This is a genomic window from Methylomonas koyamae, assembly GCF_019669905.1.
In the GTDB taxonomy this organism is placed as follows: domain Bacteria; phylum Pseudomonadota; class Gammaproteobacteria; order Methylococcales; family Methylomonadaceae; genus Methylomonas; species Methylomonas koyamae.
Genome location: NZ_AP019777.1, coordinates 2,404,050 through 2,425,484, shown reverse-complemented (window position 1 = coordinate 2,425,484; position 21,435 = coordinate 2,404,050). Strand labels below are relative to the sequence as shown.

Below are 21,435 nucleotides of genomic sequence, written 5' to 3'. Positions count from 1 at the left end.
GTCGCCGGCCGCGCTGTTGCGGACGTCGCCGCCGCGCGGCTGGGTGCTGCCGTTGCTGGCAACGGTGGTCCAACTGCCGGTCGTGGCGAAGGTCGGATCGCCGTCGTCGACGATGCGCGCGCTGCCCGTGACTACGCTGCCGTCCCAGCCGACCACGCCGTCGGCGCCGTCGATGTCGATGAAGCGGGCGTCGGCGGTCAGGCTGTTGCGGTCCTGGCCGACTTCGTAGAACCAGTCGGTGCGGTTGGCGAACGGCCGGTCTTCCCAGTAGGCCAGTTTGGCGCTGGCGCCGAGCATGAACAGGTTGTAGTCGCTCAGGTAGCCTTGTTGGCTGTCGCTGGCGACGTTCAGGGCATAGCCGCTGCCGCGCACGTCGAGGATGTTGTTGCGGATGCGGATATTGGTGCTGCTGCCCTGCACTTGGATCGCCGAGGCGCTGCCGGTGGCGACGATGGTGTTGTTTTCGACCCGGGTGCGGCTGCCGGATTGGTAGGCGCCGTCCAGTTGCACGCCGGCGCCGCCGTTGGCTTCGATGACGTTGTTGGTCACCAGGTTGTCGTAGGTGCTGACGTAGACGCCGGCGCCGCTGTTGCCGTAAACCCGGTTGCCTTGGGCGGTGCTGCCGTAGTACAGCGTGATGCCGGTGCCGTTGGCCCAGACCCGGTTGTCTTGCACGATGGCGTTGCTGTAGCCGTACAGACCGGTGGTGTTGCCCCAGGCTTGGTTGCCTGTGGCTTGCGCGCCGTAGTAGACGGCGATGCCGTAGGCGCTGCCCCAAACTTCGTTGCCGCGCACTTCGCTGTTGTAGTAGCCGGCGATGTTGGTGCCGCTGGCGTTGTCGAAGGAACGGTTGCCTTGCACCAGTATGCGGTTGTTCCAGCCGTTGTTGACGCTGGCGTTGATGCCGCCGCTGCTGTTGGCGTAGACGCTGTTGTTCAGCACCCGGCCGCGCGAGCCGCTGATGTCGATGCCCCAGCCGCTGTTGCGGGCGATTTCGTTGCCTTCGATCAAGGCATCGCTGCCGTTGACGTAGACGCCGCGGTTGGCGCTGTATTCGACCACGCTGCCGCTCAGTACGAAGAAGTCGTTGCTGGTGTCGATGCTGATCGCGTAGTTGTTGTTCCACACCCGGCTGTCGATGAGGCTCAGGTGGTCGCTGTCCTGGCCGTTGGCCGCTTGGATGCCGCCGTAACCGCCGGTGATCGATAAGTGCTCCAGACTGACGTCGTCCGCTCCTTGCAACTCGAATACGTAAGCGCCGCTGTTCTTGTTGCCACGGTCCAAACGCGTCTCGTGTTCCACCGCACCGCGAATCGTTACGCCGCTGTCTTGGGCGGTAACAAAGATGTTGGTGCCCAGGCTGTATAAGCCGGCATCGACCAGCACCACGTCGCCCGGTTTCAAATCGTAGGTATCGAGAATTGCACGGATCGACGCCTTCGGTTGGTCCGGCGACAAGCCGTCGTTGGCGTCGTTACCGACCGCGCTGGTGTATTCGTCGCCGGTCAGCGAATTGTCGTTGACGTAGTAGTAAGTGATCGGGGCGATCACCGAGAAATTACTGTCGCTGGCATCGTCTATGGCCGGAACGTCGACCGAACTGATCCGGATTTGGTAATCGCTGGCGGCGTTGAACAGGCCGGCATTCACCGCCCAGTTGAAACTGCCGTCGTTGGCTTCGCCGCTGGCCAGCGTGGTGAAATCGCCAGCGCTGCCGCCGCGGTATTCGATGTTGACGTTGCCGCCGAAGCCGAACGAACGCCAGCGAATTTCGACCGCGCTGTCCTGGCCGATGCGTTCGCCGCCGTTAGGCGACAACACGGTGATGTACTGCGCCGGGCTGCGGCCGGCCTGGGCCGTGTTGCCGTAGGCACCGATGTTGATGTAACCGCCGTTCGGCGCCGGTTCGTTGGCGTAAGCGTCGCTGGCGCGGCCGCGGTCGATGGCAGCCGATTGCACGGTGGCGGTAAAAGCCGAGGCGGCAATCATGACCGGCAGATTGGTCGTCGTGCTACGCACCGGCGCCAAACCGCTACCGCCGGCAAAGCCGCCGTAAGCGCTGCTTTCGTGGAAATCGTCGTCGCGGCCGTCTTGAGTGACATCGACATAACCCAATTGGTTGTCGGCACCATCGGCGTCGGCGAAATGCGGGTCGGCCACCAGACTGTTGGCGTCGGTGAACGAGGCGGAGCGCCAACTGGTCAGGTTGGCCCGGTCGATGCCCTGCCATTGGCCGAATACGCCGGAGCTGCGCGGCAGGAACAAGTTGTAATCGGCTTGGAAACCGACTTGGCTGTTGGACGCCACGCTGATGGTATAACCGGTGTCCGCACCGATAATGTTATTGAACACGCCGGTGTTGCTGGCGTCGCTGACCCGCAGCGCATCGCCCAGAGGTTGCACCACGGTGTTATTGATAAAGGTAAAACGGTCGCCGCTGAGCAAGGCCCCGGCTTGGCTATTGGCGTAAATCAGGTTGTTACGGCCGGTACGCGGCGTGTTGTAATTCTGGCCGACGCGCAAGCCGACCGCATTCGAATAAATTACGTTGCCGACCACATCCGAATTCTCGGTGCGCACGCCGTCGGCGCTGTTAGCGTAAACCCGATTGGTTTCGACGCTGCCGAACCAGGCGTAAATCCCCTGGGTATTGCCGTAGACCACGTTGGAACGAGTGGTGACGTTGCTGTAGCCGTAAATGCCCCAGGCGCCGCTGGTCAGATGGCCATAAACCGTGTTGCCGGCCACCAGCGCGCCGTAGTAGGCGTAGATGCCGCCGTCGCGGTTGTTGTAGACCAGGTTGCCGTTGCCGGCCGCCAGATCGTCGTCGCCGATCCGGGCGATGCCGGCGCTGCTGTTGCTGACGTGGATGCCGGCCCGGTTATTGTAGGACTGGTTACGGACGATGGCCGCCGCGCCCGGTTGGCTGAACTCGAAGCCCCAATCGCTGTTGTTGTAGGCGATGTTTGCGCTGGCCGTTTCGATAGCGCCGCTGACGTTGAAACCGTCGCCGGTATTGGCATAAGCCACGGAATTGGTCAGCGCGCGGATGTTGCCGCTGACCACGACGCCGCCGGCCTGGTTGTTGAAGCTGGCCAGATGGTCCAGATCGCCGAACTGCGAGGCGGTGGCGATAGAAATACCCTGCTGGGCGTGGCCGCTGGCGGTCAGGTAACTGGCGCTGAAACTGTCGGAGCCGTCGTGAACGTACAGGCCGCGCTGGGCATTTTGCAAGGTCAAATGGTTGACGCTGACGAAGTCGGCGTCGTTCAAGTCGATCAAAGCCCGGCTGCGGTCGCCCGGAATGGCCGGGAACAATTTGGCGATCAGGCTGGTGTCGGCCGGGCCGGTGATGGTGAAGCCCTCGTCGCGGCCCATGCCCGGACCCGCGACCAGACTGACGTCGACGGTGCCGGACACCGCGATCGGATCGATCATCGGGTAATCGCCGGTGTCGATATACAGCGTGTCGCCGGCTTTCAGATCGTAAGCGCGGAACACGTTGACCGGATTCGGTTTCGGCGTGGCGGCGGTCTTGCCGGTGTTGCGGTTGTCGCCGACCGCGCCCGGCGTATAGGCATCGCCGACGTTGCTTTGGTCGTCGACGTAGTAATTTTGGCCGTCTTCCGGTACGCTGAAGGTTTCCTGGCTACGGTCGATCACCGCCGGCGCATTGACCAGCGAGACCTGGATGCGCAAGCCTTTGGTACCGAAGTCGATACCGCTGTTGGCCGGAATCCAGATGAAATTGCCGTCGTCCGGGGTAGACGCGACGATATTGGTTACAAGCCGCGGACCGTCGGCGGTGTCTTGCAACAGATCGATGCGCACCGGCGAATTCGCCAGATTGTTCAGTGTTTCCCAACGGATCGCCACCGGTTCGTTTTTCTCCCAATCGGTGTACATGTCCGGGAAGCGCAATTCGATGCGCGGTGCGGTCGTGGTCGCCGGCTCGTGGGTGCCGGCGCCGTATGCGCCCAGATTGGCGACGTAACTGTCGGCCACCTGGTAGACAAAGCCGGTATCGAACCAAACGTCGTCGCTGCTGCCGCTGTTGCGGTCGGCGGCGAAACGCAATACCGCGAAGCGGGCGCCGACCGGCGCGGTAACTCTGGCGCCGACCAGTTCCCAGCGGTCGGCGGTATTCAACGCCTCGACATCCTGCCGGCGCAATTCGTTGCCGGCCGCGTCGAGGAAAATCAAGGACACGCTACCGGCATCGCGCGGCGCCTCGGCCGCGGCGCGGACCCGGCCGCCGAAGGCTAAGTCCAGCAGGCCGGAATCGATCTGTTGTACCGTGAATCCGGCCGTCAATAGGTTGATGCTTTGCTCGGCAAAGCCTTGCTCGATATTGCCGGCGTTGAAATACTGGCTACCTTCGTAAGCTGACGGCGAACCGGTTTTGATGGCGCCGCCGTTGTTGACGGTCCAGCCGTTCAGACCGGTTTCGAAGCCGCTGTTGTTGATCAGATTCAGGTAATGCGGCGGTACCGCCTGGTCGAGCAGGACGTTGGAGGCGTCGAGGTCCGGGCTGGTGAAGCGCAAGCCGGCCACCACGTCGTACAGGCGGTAATCGTCGGCCGCCCGGTCGACGAAACGCGGTTCCGCCCATTTCGGATTGACCACGGTGGCGCCGATCGAATGCAAATCGTAGCGGGCCACGTCGGCCTGCCAATCCAATACGTCGGCGAAGTCTTTGGTCCAATAAACCAGTTTGCCGCTGCCGGTTTTGTACAGATTGTTGTAGTCGCTGTAGAAGCCGGATTGCGAGTCGTTGGCGACGTAAATGTCGTATCCGGCTTCCGCCCACAGGATGTTGCCCTGAATCTCGACGTTGGCGCTGGCGCCCTGAATCCGAATGTTGTCGCCGCTGGGCGCGTAGAAGGTGTTTTGGTAAATGCGGATATCGTTGGCACCGGTGATCCGCAATGCCGCGGTGGTATTGCGGTAAATCAGGTTGTGCCAGACTTTCAAACCGCTCATGGCCGAGGTCACGTCGATACCGACGCCGTTGCCGCTGATCCGGCTGTATTGAACGATACCGGTGAAATTGGCGATACCAGTAGCAGCGCCTTCGATCAGGTTGGCCAGATCCAACGAGGTGCCGCCGATAATGCCGGAGCCGGTCACGCCGACGTTGCCGCCGCGCACGTGCTGTTGCTGGAATTGGGCGGCCACGGCCTGAATGCCGGTCGCGTTGCCGACCAAGTCGTTGACGCCGGAACCGGCCACGAAACCCAAACCGGTACTGTTGCCGGCCACCGTGGTCCGAATGCCGACCGTGTTGTTGCTGATGGTGTTGCCGGCCAATGCCGCTGCGGCATCGTAGCGCACGCCGACGCCGGCATTGGCGATCCGGTTGCCGTCGATCAAGCCGCTGAACGCAGCGGCGATATTCAGACCGGTCGCGCTGGCGCTGATGCTGTTGTCGCGGATGCGGCCGCTGGCTGCGGCGTTTAACGCGATGCCGTTGGTACCTTGGAAATTGTTACGGCTGACGGTCAAATTGCTGACCGCGGCACCGGCTTGCAGATCCAGGCCGGTGGCCGCATTGATCCGGTTGGAATCGATCAACGCAGCGTTGACCGCGCCCTGCAGCGTCAGATTGCCGCTCAATTGGTTGGCGGTGATCTGGGCGTTGGCGCCGCCTTGCAGCGTTACCGCGCCGGCTTTGGATTCGGTCAAGGTAAAGCCGTTGGCGCCTTGCACCGTCACCGTGCCGGAAATGTCCAGACCTTGCAGCAGGACGTTATTGGCCCCGGCCGCTACCGTCACCGAACCGACGATGCGCGAACCCGGAGCGCCGACGATGGCCACGCCGGCATCGCCGGCTGCAATCGTTACGTCGCCGTTGACGCTGCCGTTGACGACGATGAAGTCGCCGGCGGCCAAATCGTTGCCGTCCAGAATCGCCTGAATGCCGGTGACGCTATTGGCGTAGAAAGTGCGGCTTACCGTCGCGCTCATGCCGCGGGCATGAATTTCCGGCTGGCCGCTGATCGCATCCAGCCAGGCCACGCTGGTCCGGCCGGTTGCGTCGGTGGCGGCAACCAGTTGCGTGGCGATACCGCCGCTGCGGCTGAAACCGCCGGGGCTGGCTTCGCCAGGCAATTCGGCAACGAAATGGCTGCCGTTGTAGCGCATCGCGTACAGATCGGTTGGTTGATTTTCCAGCGGTTGCCGCACCCACAACAAACGCAAAGCATCGCCGCCGGCGCTGAGCGACGGCGAGGCCGGCAATTCCGGTGCGGCGATGGTATCGACCAGCGCCAGAGTGCGGGCCGGGGTATTGGCAAAGGTCGCCACCGCGACGGCGGCGCCTTGGTCGGAATGGGTTTGCCAAGCGGCGAACAACTGGCCGTTGAAATAACTCAAGCTCGGCATCGCGTTGTGGCTGATGCTGCCGGCCAAGTCCGGATCGGCGATGCCGCTGACGCCACTGCCGCTGGCCGAACCGGACAGCGCGTTCCAGGCGCCGCCGCTCAGTTCGCGCAGATAAATTTGGCGGACGCCGGACACCATCTCGCTCCAGGCCACAGCGACCCGGTTACCGTCGCTGGCCAGGGCCAGATCGCGCAGATCGGCGCTGAGCGTGCCGCCGGCGATGCCGTTGCCGCTGGCCGAACCGGCCGCGCTTTCCTGCCAGACCCCGCCGACGAAGCTGCGGGCATACAGGCGCTGGGCGCCGGCACTGCCGTCCAGCCACGCGACCACCGGGCCGTTAGCGGTAACCACCAATTTGGCCGCGCCGGCAGTACCGGTCGCGGAAATGCCGGCCTCGGCCAGCGAGGTGCCCAAGGCTTCCCAGGTGCCGGCGGCGGAATTCCAGCGGGCCACGCGAATGTCGCGCTGGCCGTTGTGCTCGGCAGTCCAGGCTACGACGGGCGCGCCGCTGGCGTCTATGGCAATGCTGGGCCGCGCCGCTTCGGCGACGGTTTTGGACACGCCGGCGCCGAGCGCATCGCCGCTGGCGCTGCCGCCCAGTTGCACCCAGGCGCCGCCGACCAATTGCGCCACCAAGACTTGCGGGTTGCCGCTGCGGGTGTCGGTCCAGGCAATGAATTGCGAGCCGGACGCCGCTACCGCAATTGCCGGATCGGTGGACAGTCCGCCGCTGCCGGACAAGCCGTCTTCGCCGGCGGCGCCGGCCAGATCGGCCCAGCGGCCGCGCTGCACGGCGTAATCCGGCAAGCTGGCCGCGGCCCGGCTATTGCTGTAATCGATTGCGTGCAACGCCGGGGCCGGGGTTGCAGCCGGCGCCGCGAAAGCGGCATTGTCGCCGGCATTGCCGAAATCGATCAGATTACCGGCACCGCCCGAGGTCTCGTTTTGGTTGAATCCGGCAGTACCCTCGATCAAGTCGTCGTTGCCTTCGCCGTACAGCAGGTCGTTGCCGCCCTGGCCGAACAAGTGGTCGCGGCCAGAGCCGGCTTCGTTACCGCCGGTGCCGAAGTCGCCATACAACCAGTCGACCGCGTTGTCGTCGCCGGCGCCGCTCAGGCTATGGCCGTACAAGGTATCGTGGTCGGCACCGCCCAGCAGCACGTCGCTGCCGGCACCGCCGACGATCAAATCGTCGCCGCCGCCGCCGTCCACCATATCTTCGCCGCTGCCGGCGTCGATATTGTCGTTGCCGGCATAGCCCCAAATCCGGTCGTCGCCGGCGTTGCCGTTCATAGTGTCGGCGCCGTCGTCGGAACCGTACAACAAATCGTTGCCGTCGCCGCCGTTCAGCGTGTTCAAACCATAACCGGCCAGCAAGCGGTCGTTGCCGGCATTGCCGGTCAACACGTCGTTACCGTAACCGCCGTCGATATAGTCGTCGCCACCGCCGCCGACGATTTGGTCGTTGCCCCACTCGCCGTAGAGTTGGTCCAGCGCGTTGTCGTCGCCGTCGCTGACGACGGCGAAACCGTATATCAGGTCGTTGCCGAGGTGGCCGTAAATCAAATCGGCGCTCGCGCCGCCCTGTACCCGGTCGTTGCCGGCGCCGGCGTCGATCCAGTCTGCGCCGTCGCCGCCCAGAATGTCGTCGGCGCCGCCCAGCGCATAAATCCGGTCGGCACCGGCGCCACCGTCGATGTAGTCGCCGAAGCGCACCGCGTCGGCAAAATTGGGGTCGCTGTCGGCGCCGTCGGCAGAGCCGTAGATCAAGTCGTCGCCGCTACCGCCCAACAGAACGTCGCCGATACCGCCGCCGGCCACGATCAAATCGTCGGCGTTGCCGCCGCTGATGTAATCCGCGCCTTCTCCGCCGTACAAATCGTCGGCCAACAGGCCACCATAGATTTGGTCGGCGCCGCCGTAACCGTAGGCTACGACGGCGATGGCGACGCCGTCAGCATCGAGCAGATCGTCGTCTTCATCGCCGCGCAAGCGTAAGGCGCTGCCGGCCAAAGTGGCGTTGCGCAAGTTGACGTTGCCGCCGACGCCGCGGTCGGCGTTGCGGTGGTCGACGTTGAAGAACAGATTGGTCAACGCCAACACGCCGCCGTTCAACAACAGCGAGTCGCCGGATTGCAGCGTGACCGAGCCGGCCAGCGCCGACACCAGCTTGCCGGCCGCGACGATGATGTCTTCGCCGGCGGCGGCACTGTCTTTGCTGGTCAGGCGCAAATCGCCGGCCGTCGCGACCGCTTGGTTAACCACCAGGCTGCCGGTCATTTCCTGAATGTAAACATCGGAAGTGGCGTGGGCGGTCAGTTCGCCGGCGGCCGAATAGGCGGTATCCAATTCCAGATCGTTCAGGAACGAACCGATGGCGCCGGCCTGCGCGGTCAGCGTGATGTTGTTGCCGAGGACGTCGGCGCCGGCATCGCCCTGGGCATCGACGATGCCTGCGGCGGCGGTCAACACCACATCGTTCTGAGTCGAAGTGATGGTACCGGCGCGCAAGTTGCCTTCGGTCTCGGTCAAAATCACGTTACCGTTGGTAAAGACGTCGATCCGGCCCAGGCCGGTCAAATTGGTATTGGCGGTAATGTCGATGCGGGTGCTGCCGTAATTGGCGACGACGTTGATGTTGCCGCCGGCTTTCAGCATGCCGACGCGCAGGTGGGTATCGACCGGGGTGTTGCCGGTACCGAAGATATTGACCGGCGCGACGAAGTCGGGTCCGCTGCCGTCCGGTTTGTAATGGTCGACGTAGGCGGTGGTGGTAGTGCCGAACGGCGCGGTATCGGGATCGGAGTTGCCGTAAACCTGGTCGTATGTCGGCTGGTATTCGGAGACATCGACCAGATAACCGGCCGGCGCGTTGGCGACGACCAGTTGTTCCAAAGTCGGCAGTACCAGCAGGTCGATGTCTGACCCGGCTTGCAGCGTGCCCAGGTTCAATTCGAACAATCCGCCGGCCGGATCGCGGTCCAGGCCGCGCAGGCGCATGCTTTGGTAGCCGCCGCTTTGGGTGTTCAAATCGGTGGTACGGCCTGCGCTTTGCACCAACTCCAGGTCCAGGCGGCCGAACGAAGTCGAACCGAGCACCAACGGCGGATTTTGGCCGATGTTGCCGGCGGCCTGGATCTCGGTTTTGTTGCTGCGAATTTTGCCGGTATTGCTGCCCAACACGTCGCCGCGGCTATTGACCACGCGGGTAACGCCGATCGGATTGTCGATCAGACCGTTCAATACGATGGCCGGAGCGCCGCCCAAGCCCAGATTGGCGATATCGATCACTGTCGGCGCAAATTCGTGGGCGATGTCGAAGCGGTACTGGTTGTCGTCGGCGTTGATCGCGACTTTGGCGCGGCCGGTACGGTCGACCGGATCGATCGCATTGACCCACAAGTCCTTGGACGACAGATTGGTCAATTCCACCGTTTCCCAGGTGTGGCGCACGCGCACGGTGCCTTGGTTGCCGTCGATGGTGCCGAAGATCGGGTTACCGTTGACATTCATCGGCGCCACGTCGAACACGGCTTTGCCGGCGTTGCCGTTGTTACTCAAATTGTTGACGACGATACGGCTGCCCTCGTCTACCGCATCGACGCCTTCGGCCACGGCGATATTGCCGTTGGCGTCTATCAACAGTTCCGGCGTCGGCGCCGACAACAAGATCACGTCGCCGTTGAAGGTAATGTGGCGGTTGAAGCTGTATTCCGGATGCACGTCGCCGCGGTCGTCCCAGACGGCCAGGGAAAATCCCGGCGCGGCTTGGTAGACCTGGTTGCGCGGACTGTAGATGCTGGCCTCGACCTTGAGGTCTTTGCTGCCGAACGCGGAGCCGGCGTCGGTGATGATGCGCGACAGATTGCGCTGGATGCCCCAGGCGTCCGCATCCGGCGCGCCGAATGCGCTGCCGCCCTCGGCATAGGCGCGGGTGTACATGCCGACGTTGTTGTGGCGGGCCACCGCGTCGAAACTGTTGACGCCGATGGCCTGGGCGCCGGCCTTGGCGGTAATCAGCGCAATCGAGTTGATCAGCGTGCGCGACTCGGCGTCGGGATCGGAATAAAAGATCGATGCGGCCGACGATTCGGTGCGGGTAGCGATATCGACGTCGGACACCAGCGCATACAGGTTCAGATTATCGTCGGCCCGGATATTCGCATTGGCATCCAGGTTGACCGTGGTGTTGATCGGCGCCGAGCTGAAATCGTTGACCGCGCCCCCGATGGACCAGAACGATTCGGCCGAACCGCCGGAGCCGAGTCCGGCGTAAGCATAGGAATCGGCCTTGACCGCGCCTTTTGCGCCCATCCGCGAGCTGATGTCGATATTGCCTTTGGCGTGCAGATTGGCGCCGCTGCCGATATTGGCCAGCGTCACCGGCAAGGCTTCGACTACCGCCTTGGCACCGGTCACCGAGACGCCGGCCGCGCCGCCGCCGGCGAACGAGGTACCGAATGCCGTGTGCTGGTTTTCGGCCCAGACCGCAATATTGCCGCCGGCCTCTATCGCCGAGCCGGCGCCGACGTTGGCCAGCGTATTTTGTTGCAGATTCATCCGCACGCCGGAGAAGCCCAGACTGCCGAGGAAGGCGCCGGTGGTGGCGCCGGCATAGCTCTCGGTATTGCCGTAGGTCAAGCCCTTGATGTTGACGTCGCCGGTGGCGGTGATGCGCGCGCCTTCGCCGGTACCGGCATCGACATCCGGTTTGACGTCGACGCCGGCGTGGGCGCCGACGCCGGAAATCAGTAACGCGAAGGACGGGCCTATGCCGTTGGCGTAGGAAATACCGTTGATGCCGTATTGGTCCGGCGTCGCGATCAAACCGCCGGCACCGGCCAGACGTTGGTTGCCGCTCAAGCCACCGCTCAAATCGACCGCCAGATAATGCTGGCCTTGGACGCCGGCTCCGGACAGGTCGATACCTTCGACGCCGATATACTGCACGCCGGCAACGCCGGTGGTATTGACGTCGATGGCGGCACCGCCGGCCGAAGCAGACAATTGGAATTGGTTGGCGTCTATGGTTTTGACGTAATAGGTGCGGCCGTCTTCCAGGCCGGTAATGGCTTTTTCGCCGAACCGGGTCAGCTTGTGCAAGGATTGGTCGGCGCCGCTGCTGCGGGTCAAATTGACGAACACGTCGGTACCGTCGTTTTTGATTGCCGCAGTCGACAATTTCACCGTTTCGGCATCGACCCGGTAAACGTAATAGCTGCCGCCGTTGCTGAGGCCGCCGATCGCGACCGCTGCCCGGCCGTCGACGCCGCTGACCGTGTAAGTCACGCGGTCGCCGGTCTGGAAGTCGTTGCCGTTCGGCGCCGGTCCGATGGCGATTTTCTCGGCGGCATCGTCTACCGCATAACCGTTGAAGCTGGCGGTGCGCGGCGCGCGATAGGTCACGGCCTGGTTGTTGCTGAAGCCGTGGTTGGCCAGGGTAACGACGTTACTGGCGGCGTCCACCGCGGAAACCTGGAACGACTTCAAGCCTTGCGTGACCTGGGCCAATGAAGTCCCCAATTTCACCGTCAGCGAGTCGATCACCCGCACGTAATACTTGACGCCGTTTAACAAACCGCCGATGGCGCTGGCGCCGTCGCCGAACTTGTGGCCGTACTCGAGCAGATCGCCGGTCTGCAGGCCATGCTGGGTGCTGAAACGTATCGTGTCGAACGCGTCGTTGACGTTTTCCGCCACGAACGGATTGCCCAATTTGACCACGGTATCGTTCAACACGATGACGCCGTAGCTGCGGTCGGCGACTAGGCCGCCGATAGCCGGATTGCCGTTGGTAGTATAGGTAATGCGGTCGCCGGTTTTCAGGCCGTGCGGCGCCGAGGTGGTCAGCAGGTCGGCATTGGTGTCGATGCTGGCCAGCGTGCCGTCGGACATCGCCACCGGCGAGCCGTGGGTGGCTTCAATATCCACCGCGCCGGCTTTGACCACGGTCGGATTGGCGGCGCTGGAATCGATCATCGCCGCCACATCCGGGGTCACAGTCGAATTGCCCTTGATCATGCCGAAATCGCCGCCGAAGGACAGGCCGGTGCGGCGTGCAGTGGCGTCGCCGTCGGTGATTGCGGACGCGCGCAGCGTCAAATTGCCGCTGATATCCAGGTTGGCGCCCTCGCCTACCCGGGCGCCGACCGACGGATCGACCGTGGCACTGGCGATACTGAAGCCGATATTACCCAAACCGGAAATATCGGTGGAATCGTTGTCGGCGTCGGCATGGTCGATGCCGTTGGCCTGCAGCGACAGGCTGCCGGCTTTGATCTTGGCGCCTCCGCCGACCGTTGCCTTGTCGTCGCCGGACGCGGTAGCGGTGGCGTTCAACAAGCCCATGCCGACCAAACTGACGCTGATGGAACGGCCTTTGGCCTTGGCCTGGTTGACGCCGTCGGCGCGCACGCTGGCCGACCCGGCGATATTGAACACCGCGCCGGCACCAATGGCGGCGCTGACATCGGCGGTGGACAGCGCATTAGCCAACGAGGCTTGCGCCGTGGCAATACCGACTGCCGGTGCCTCGGCAGTGGCGTAAGCGCCGCGCACGCCGCCGCCCGCCACCTGATGGATGGCTTGCATCGAAGCCGGATCGACGTTGTGGCCGGCGCCTATCGCCAGACTGTCGGCGGTAATCTCGCCGCCGGCACGGGCGGCAACGATGGCGTCCAGATTGGCGCGGGCCAGGCTCAAGCCGCCGGCCAGGCCGCCGACGCTGAGGCCGAATACTTCGACTTTGGCGTTGTGGTCGGTGCCGGCCAGCACTTTGATGCCGGCCGTACTGTTGATTTTGCTGCCGTCGCCTATCGTCGCGCGCACGTCGGGCGCGATATCGGCGAAGGCGAAATTGAAGGTCAGGCCGACCACGCCGCCCGACATTGCGAAAGTATTCTGGGTGACGTGTATCCGCGACGCGGCCTGTACCGTGATGGCGCCGACGCTGCCGCTGCCTTGGCCGATGCGGGCGTTGGCGCCGATACCGGCGTAGGTGTCGGTGGCATTATCGTTACCGACCGCGACCTTGCTGAACGAAGCGCCGACCGCGACCGCGCCGACCGTGGCGCCGTCGGTATCGATATCGAAACTTTGGTTGGTCGACGCCAGGATATTGATAGCCGCGGCGTTGTCGACCACCGCTCCGTCGGCGATAAAGGCATGGTTGGTGCTTTTGTCGGTGATTACCGACACCGACGCGCCCAGACCGACGAAACCGCCGCCGAACGCAAACGAAGTCTGGCCCACCTCTTCGACCAACTCGCCGTTGACCCGGATCTGGCCGCCGGCGCGAAGCGTGCCGCCGGCCGAGGCGCGGGCGTTGTTGGCGATATTCAACACGCCGATAGCGGCACCGATGCCGACGAAACCGCCGCCACCGCCGCCGACCAAAAAGCTGGCATCGGTCACGTCTTTGGCTTCGACGACGATATTGCCGTCGGCAGTGACGATAGCGCCGTTTTCGATGTAGGCTTGGGTGCCGGACGGCACGGCGTTACTGGCGATCAGATTGCGTAACGAAGTACCGCTGGGTCCGCGATTCGACAACGTAGTTTGTGCCGATTTGCCGATGCCGGCCATGCGTTCGTTGGCGCTGGTACGGCCGTCGTTGACGTTACCTTGCGAGAAGCCGCCGACGGTATTGCCGACGTCGCTGGTACGGGCGCCGCCCTGGTCGGCCGCCTGGTTTTGCGGATTGCCGCCATTGCCGCTGAAGGCGCTGCCGTTCTGGCCCTGGCTGTTCTGGTAATTGGCCGACAGCGGCGTGCCCAGCGACCAAACCGAGACTGCCGCCGCGCCGCCGACGAAACCGCCGGCCGCCGAAATGGTGAAACCGTCGTTTTCGTCCAGATGGTGGGCGCCGACCACGACGGAATTACGCGCGTTGACCTGAGCGCCGCTGCGGATAAAGGCGGCCGTATCGTTTTTGATGCTGCCGACATCGACCGCACCGGCGATACCGACCAGACCGCCGGCCAAGCCGCCGGCAAACGAGAAGGTGTCGACCCGGTTGCCTGCCCGCACCGTCACGCCTTGCGCCGAGGAGGTGGTTAACGGGTTATTGTGACCGTTGACCACGGCGTTGTTGTCGATCCAGGCCCGGGTATCGCTGTCGATCAGCGTCACGGCAACGCCGCCGGCCACGCCGACCACGCCGCCGCCGGCGGCAATCGCGATATGGGTGACGTTTTCGTTGGACAAGGCTTGCACCACGACGCCGCGGGCGCTGCCGGTATTGAAACCGGCGGTACCGTTGGCGCTACCGTCCAGGATGCCGGACACGCCGCTGCCGAAGGCGTTGGCCTGGACGTCGGCGCCGTTACCGATCCAGGCGTTGGTGGATTTGGTCATCGACATCACGCCGACCGACGCGCCGACTCCGGCCAGACCGAAGCCGCCGGCCCCGGACACGGCCAAAATCTTGGTGTCGTCGCGCGAAGTGACCGCGACATCGCCGCCGGCGACGACGCTGGCGCCGTTGCCGATATAGGCGTTGGTGGTGTCGTTGATCACCGGCACGGTGACCGCGCCGCCGATACCGGCAATACCGCCGCCGACCGCGACGCCGATCAGCAGATAGTTTTCGGCTGCCCGCGCATCGACCAGCACGTCGTCGGCCGCTTTAACCGTGGCGCCGGCGCCGATGAAGGCTTCGGTGGTCAAATTGTTGACCGAGACGCCGACTGCCGGCGCAATCCCGGCGTAAGGCGCAATCGCCAACGCCCCGGCCACTTGTAGATGGTAGAAATCGTTGCCGGCGCCGACCTTGACCTGTTGGCCGGCGGCTGCGTCGCTTTGGTCGGCATTGACCGCGGCACCGTTGCCGATATAGGCCCGCGCCGTCGAATCGAACACGTTGACCGCCGCGCCGACCGCCACCGAAACGCCGCCCGATATACCGCCGACCATGACAAAGTTACTGACGCTGTCGCGGTTGGTCGCCGTCACCGAAACGCCGCTGAAACCGCTTTGCTTTTCCAGGCCGGCAACGCGCAAGCCGCTGTACATCGGATCGCCGGCGCGGTCGTCGACGCCGTCGCCGTTGGTATCGACCATGCCGTCCGGGCTGTCGTTGCTGTCGGCATCGACCATCTGGCCGAGATCGGGCGGCGCGAAGCGGGCGTCGTTGCGAGTCGGTTTGCGGCCGCCCTGCACGTCGACGTTGCCGGGTTTGTCGCCTAAGCCGGTTTCATAGCCGATGGCAAAGCCGCCGGTATCGACCGTCAGTGTGCTCTGGCCGTCGCCGGAAACGTTGGCGCCGGCGCCGATGAAGGCTTCGACCCGTTTGCTGACCACCGGTACGCCGACGGCGGCGCCGATACCGGCCGAACCGCCGACGCTGAGCGCACCGGCCACGTTAATATTGTCCAGAATATCGTTGGCGGCGACCTGGATGCTGCCGCGGGCATGGAGATTGCCGGCGCCGAGACTGGCGACCGCATCGTCCGGATCGTCGCCGATAAAGGCGCGGGTGGTGACGTTGGCAACCAGCACGCCGACCGAGCCGCCAATGCCGGCGCCGCTGCCGACGCCCATAGACGCCGCCACCGCGACCAGATTCTCGGCGCTGTCGGACAAGACCTGAATGTCGCCGCGCACGTCGCCGCCGGCCGCCGAGCCGATGGAGGCTTCGGTGTTCTTTGCCAGCTTGTTGACGACGACGCCGGCGGTGACGCCGGCCGAACCGCCATAGCCGGCTGCGCCGCCGACCGCAACGATGTCGGTGTTGGCGTCGGCTTCAACGCGCAGATCCGGCGTGGTCAAAGACAATCCGGGCGGCGTCACGTCGAACGCGACGCCGTTGCCGATGCGGGCGAAAGTGTTTTCGGTCAATACGTTGACCGCGACCGAACCCGCTATGCCGGCGCTGCTACCGCCGGAACCGGCGGCCGCTATCGTCACCAAATCCTCGTAAGAGTTGGCGACTACTTCGGCACCGCCGCCAGCGCGCAAGGTCGCGCGGTCGCCGACGCGGGCTTCGACCGTATCGTTGTGCACGACCGTGGTATTGGAAATGCCGACGCCGGCGCTACCGGTGCCTATCGCCAAGGTACCGGCCACCGGAACGAAATCCAGGGTGCCTTCGGCACGCACGGCCGCCTTGCCGCCGGCATCCAGCGTCGTGCCGGGTTGCAGAATGCTGCTGCCGTTCTCGGTCTCGGCCCGGGTGGTGCTGTTGATGACATAGACCGACACCGACGGCGAAGCGGCGACGTTGCTGCTGACCGCCACCGAGGCGGCCACGGAAATAATGTCCTCGCCGCCGTTGGCGTGCACGGTAATATCGTTACGTGCCTTGAGCTGCGAGCCGCGGCCCACGCTGGCACGGGTCGTTTTCGTTAACACGCCGACGTCGACGCCGGCACCGACCGCTGCGCTGCTGGAATCGAAAGAGGCTGCCAGGCCGCCGGCGATCGAAACGATGCGGGTCAGATCCTGGGCTTCGACAGTAATATCCTGGCCGGATTGCGGCGCGGCGACGTTTTGGTTGATCAGCACGTTGCGGCCGACACTGGCCGTGGTGTTGTCGGTAAATACATTGACCACAATCGAACCGGCAACGCCCGGACCGCTATCGCTGCCGCCGACCCCGGCCGCTACCGAAGTGGCGTCGATCGAATCCGGCAACAACGGAATGTCCTCGCCCAACGGAATCGCCAGCGGATTGATCGCGCTGCGGGCGCGGATCGTGGTATCGCCGGCAGCGTCGATCTGCGCGCCGTCGCCGACGCTGGCGGTGGTGGTCGGATTGACGATGGAAACGGCAACGCTGATGCCGACGCCGGCTTTCTTGCCGTAACCGGCGCTGCCGGCCAGGCCTTGCAGGCCGATTTCGTTGTAGGCCAGCACGTTGGCGGTATTGGTGGCGTTGATGACGGCACCGGCACCGAGCGCGGCTTCGGTTACGTAACTGACCCGGTTGACGGCGACGGAGCCGGCCACGCCGTAGTCCTTGCCGCCGGCCGCTGCCAGCGCCCAGGTTTTGAATTCGGCACGCTGGCCGTCGCCGTGGCGGGCTTCGACGGTTACGTTGCTACCGGACAGCACGGCGTTACTGCCGGTGCGCGCCCGGCTTTCCACGTCGGCCACGTTGACGCCGACCGCGGCGCCGACGTTAGTTTGGGTTTGCAAATCCACCGCAGTACCGGTCGCCAGTACCGTGCCGTCGACATCGGCCAAGGCCGATACCCTGACCGCGCCGCCGCTGGAAACCAAGGATACGCCGCTACCGACTTCCGCCAGGTTGTCGACCGCTGCGTAAGACACGCCAATGGCGGCAGCCACGCCGACGTCGGCCGATTTGTTGCTGGATTCGCTGTCGCTTTTCTGGTTGCCTTCGCTGACGCCGTCCTGAGCCTTCGGTACCGACTTGTCGCCGCCGTTGTTCGGGTTGTTGTTGACTTGGTGGTTGGCCTCGTCGTCGGCTTTGCGGCCTTCGGATTTGTTGCCCTGGGCGCTGGCGGTGACGGTATTGACGTTGCCGGCGGCAATCTGGCTCTCGACGCTGATCGCGCCGCCCGCCGCTACCGAGCGTAGCGCCTGGGCCCGAATATCGTCGGACAGGATGTTGATACCCACCGACGCGCCGACGCCGACGCTGCCGCCGGCACCGTCGCCGCCGGCTTCGGTTTGCGCCGCCGAGGCGTGGGCGCTGCGTATCGTTACGCTGCCGTTGGCGTTGAGCGTGTCGCTAGCCAGATTGCCGGCGCCCAAATAGGCGGTTTTGTCGTGGTCGACAATGGCCAAGGCCACACCGGCGCCGACACCGACGCCATCGCCGCTACCGGAAGCGCCGGCACCGGCACCGTTTTTGGCGACCGTTTTGACGTTGTGGGCACCGACCGCCTCGATCAGCACGTTGCCGGCGGTGCCGTTCAAACCGGCGCCGTCGGCGATGCTGGCTTCGGTTTTGGTGTTGACCACGTTCAACGCCACCGAGGCGCCGACGCCGACGCTGCCGCCCTGGGCGCCGTTGTTTTCCGGCAAGGCCTGGCCGTCGGTGCGGGTGCTGCTTTCCGCCCGCACCCGTAAGTCGCCGCCGTTCAGCGTCGCCGAGGCAAAGCCGGGCATGTGGGCAACCGTGTTGACGTTGGCGACGTTCAGCGCGAACGAGCCAGCCACGCCGACTTTGTCGGAACCGGCGCCGGAGGTGGCTTTGGCAGTGAGCGTATGTTCCGGCGTGGCTTCGTTGCCGCCGGTTTTGGCTTCCAACGTCAGGCCGGCGGCATTGATATTGCCGCCCGAACCGATGCGGGCCTCGTTGTTGACCGTGCCGACGTTGATTGCCACCGCGGCGCCAACGCCGACACTGCCGCTGTCGGAGACGGCGGAGCCGTCGGCGCTGGCGCCGGCGTCGAGATTGGCGGAGGCAGTGATCGCGACCGAACCGCTAGCGGTGACGGTGCGGTTGACGCCGGTGCTGCCTTGTACGTTGCTTTCGGCGATATTCAGCGCGACCGCTCCGGCCACCGAAATCGAATCGGAGCTGGATTGGCCGGTGGAATCCGTGTTGGCGGTTTCAGCTTTGGGATTGGCCGCGGCGCTGCTGCTGTTGCGGGCGCCTTTGCCGGCGGCGACGCTGTCGCCCACGCCGCGCTGGGCACCGGTTTGTTGGTCGACTTTGCCGTCCTGAGTGCCGTCGTCTTCCTTGCCGCCCTTGACGCTGGCCTTGGCGGTGGAGGTCGAGGCCTGCTTGCTCTTGGCACTGACCGTCGCCGCGCCGGCCAATGTAGCCGAGCGATCCAGCAAGGCGCGGGTGGTATCGACCGCGGACGCGAACGACAAGGCCATGCCGACCCCGACATTGCTGCCTTTGGCGGCGCCTTCCGCCGTGGTCGTGGCAATGCCGGTGTGCTCGGCGTTGACGATCAGGCTTTGCGCGGCCAGATTCTGGCTGGCGCTGCGCACTTCCGCCAGCGTATCGCTGGTGGCCACGGTAATCGCGGCAGCCGGCGAAATGGCGTTGCCGCCGGCAGCGCCGCCTTTGACTGCGGTGGTGACGGTATTGTTGGATTTGGCATCCAACTGCACCGCGCCGGCACCGGCCAGGCGCGACGAGGTGTCGGCAATCGCGCGGGAAATCGTATCGGACACGTTGATCGCGACCGAGGCGCCGACCCCGACGCTATTGTCGCCGGCATCGGTTTTGGAATAGGCCTTGGCCAGATCGGTGGTCGTGGTTTGCGATTTCAACGACAGCGAGGTGTTGCCGTTCAAAGTCAAATTCGCCGTGGCGCCCAGTACCGCCTCCGCTTTGGTGACGCCGACATTGATCGCCAGCGCGCCGGCCACGCCGACGCCGGAAGCGCCGGCACCGGCCGTGGCTTGGGCGCCGAAACCGCTGCTGACCAGCGTGGCTTGGGCGTTGACGCCGCCCGGAGCGGTTAAAGTGGTCGCGCCGGAAAAGCGGACGCGGCTGGTGACGTTGGCGGTATTGATCGCCGCGGCGGCACCGATGCCGGTGCCGTTGTCCGACGTGTTGGAGCCGTCGGCCAACGTGGTGATGCCGCCGTTCGGTGCGGCCAGCGTCGAGCCGGCATTGAAAGCCATCGCCGAACCGGCGCTCAGCGCGCCGCTGGTGGAAATTTCGATCGAGCTGTCGCCGGTGACGTTGGTTACCGCTACCGCAGCCGCCAAGCCCAACGAGCCGTCGCTGGTTTTGGCGTCTTGCTGTTGCAGGGTTTGCTGGCCGGTGGTTTGAGTCGAGCCGCTGGTGGCGCCGCCCTGGGTCGATTTGGCCTGGGTGTCTATCGTGCGTAAGGCGTTGGCGGTCAGGTTGACGCTGCTGGCGCTCAACGAGGCGCTGTCGGCAATGTCGGCCTTGGTGTCGCCGCCGATTACGGCGACGGCGACGGTGCCGCCCAGCGCGGTCCCCGACGAACCGCCGGCGCCGCCGTCGGCATGGGTCTGCGCGTTGACGCTGTTGTTGGCCGCGATGTTCATCGCGCCGGTTGCGGTTAAGGCCGAGCTGCCGCCGACTCTGATGTTGGCGCTGCTGTTGACGTGGCTGATGGCGACGGCGGCATCTTTATCCGATTGGTTGCTGCTGCTGTCCGGCGCCGCGACCAATTTGCTGGTAACGCTGCTGGATGCGTCCAAATTCAGCGTGCCGGTGGCGGTCACGGTGTTGGCGCCGGAAAATGCGATGCCGGCACTGGCGTTGGCATCGACCGCACCGATCTTGACCTGGCCGCCGAACAGTTCGGTATCTTCGCTGTCCAGCGTGACGGTAGACTGGGCGTCGATGCCGATATTGCGCCCTGCCAGCGTGGCGCCGAACAGATTGACGCTGGTATTGGCGTTGGCCTGGATGTCGGTGCCGAGTATGCCGCCGGTGCTGCTGGCGATTGCGGCCAATCTCAGGTCGCGGCCGTTCAAATTGGCGCCGGATAGAACGTCGATTTTTTCGGCCGACTGCAAATCGATGTCGCCCACCGAACGCAATACCCCGCCCACCTGAATATCGTCGGTACTGGAGACGAATAAGCCGCCGCTTTGGTAAGTGTGCGGCCCGGCGGACTGAATGACCAATTGGTCGTCGCTCAATGCCGGAATATCGGTGCCGCCGTCGAAGTCGATCTTGATCGCGAACGGGCTAAAAGCCGGATTGCCGTCGCTGTCGGTGTAGTTCAGGTTGACGGTGAGTTTGTCGTTGAAGGCCGAACCGGTGAAAGCGACGCGGATATTTTCGTCCAGCAATTCCTGGCCGACGACCGAACCGCCATTCAACAGTTGCAAGGTCAGATTGGGTCCGCCGGTATCGACGATTTGCAAGACGGCGTCTGTGGGGCCGGTCGGCAACGCAGTGTAACTGAGCGTGGTATTGAACGCCGGTTGCGGTAGCGGCGAAGTCGACAGCAACAGTCGCTGTTCCAAGGTTTCGACGACGGGGCGCTTGCGCGGCAGCGTGTCGGCTGGCGCAGGCCGCAAATAATTCAGCAAGCGCGCCAACGGCGACGCTAGTAGCTCGTCGAGCTGTTGCGGATTGGTAACGGGCGTTTGTTGGTTAACCTGGTTGCCCCGGTTTTTTTTAGTTTTTTTGGCCAT

General features: G+C 64.4%; 1 protein-coding gene (cut by a window edge). It reads right to left on the bottom strand.

Annotation, left to right across the window (positions count from 1 at the left end; genetic code table 11):
- Nucleotides 1-21,435, bottom strand: partial view of a cadherin-like domain-containing protein gene (locus tag MKFW12EY_RS11000; protein ID WP_221054541.1) — the 5' portion only. 10,845 nt of this gene lie to the left of the window's left edge; 21,435 of the gene's 32,280 nt are visible here — the first part of the coding sequence; the start codon lies at nucleotides 21,433-21,435; the stop codon falls past the left edge of the window.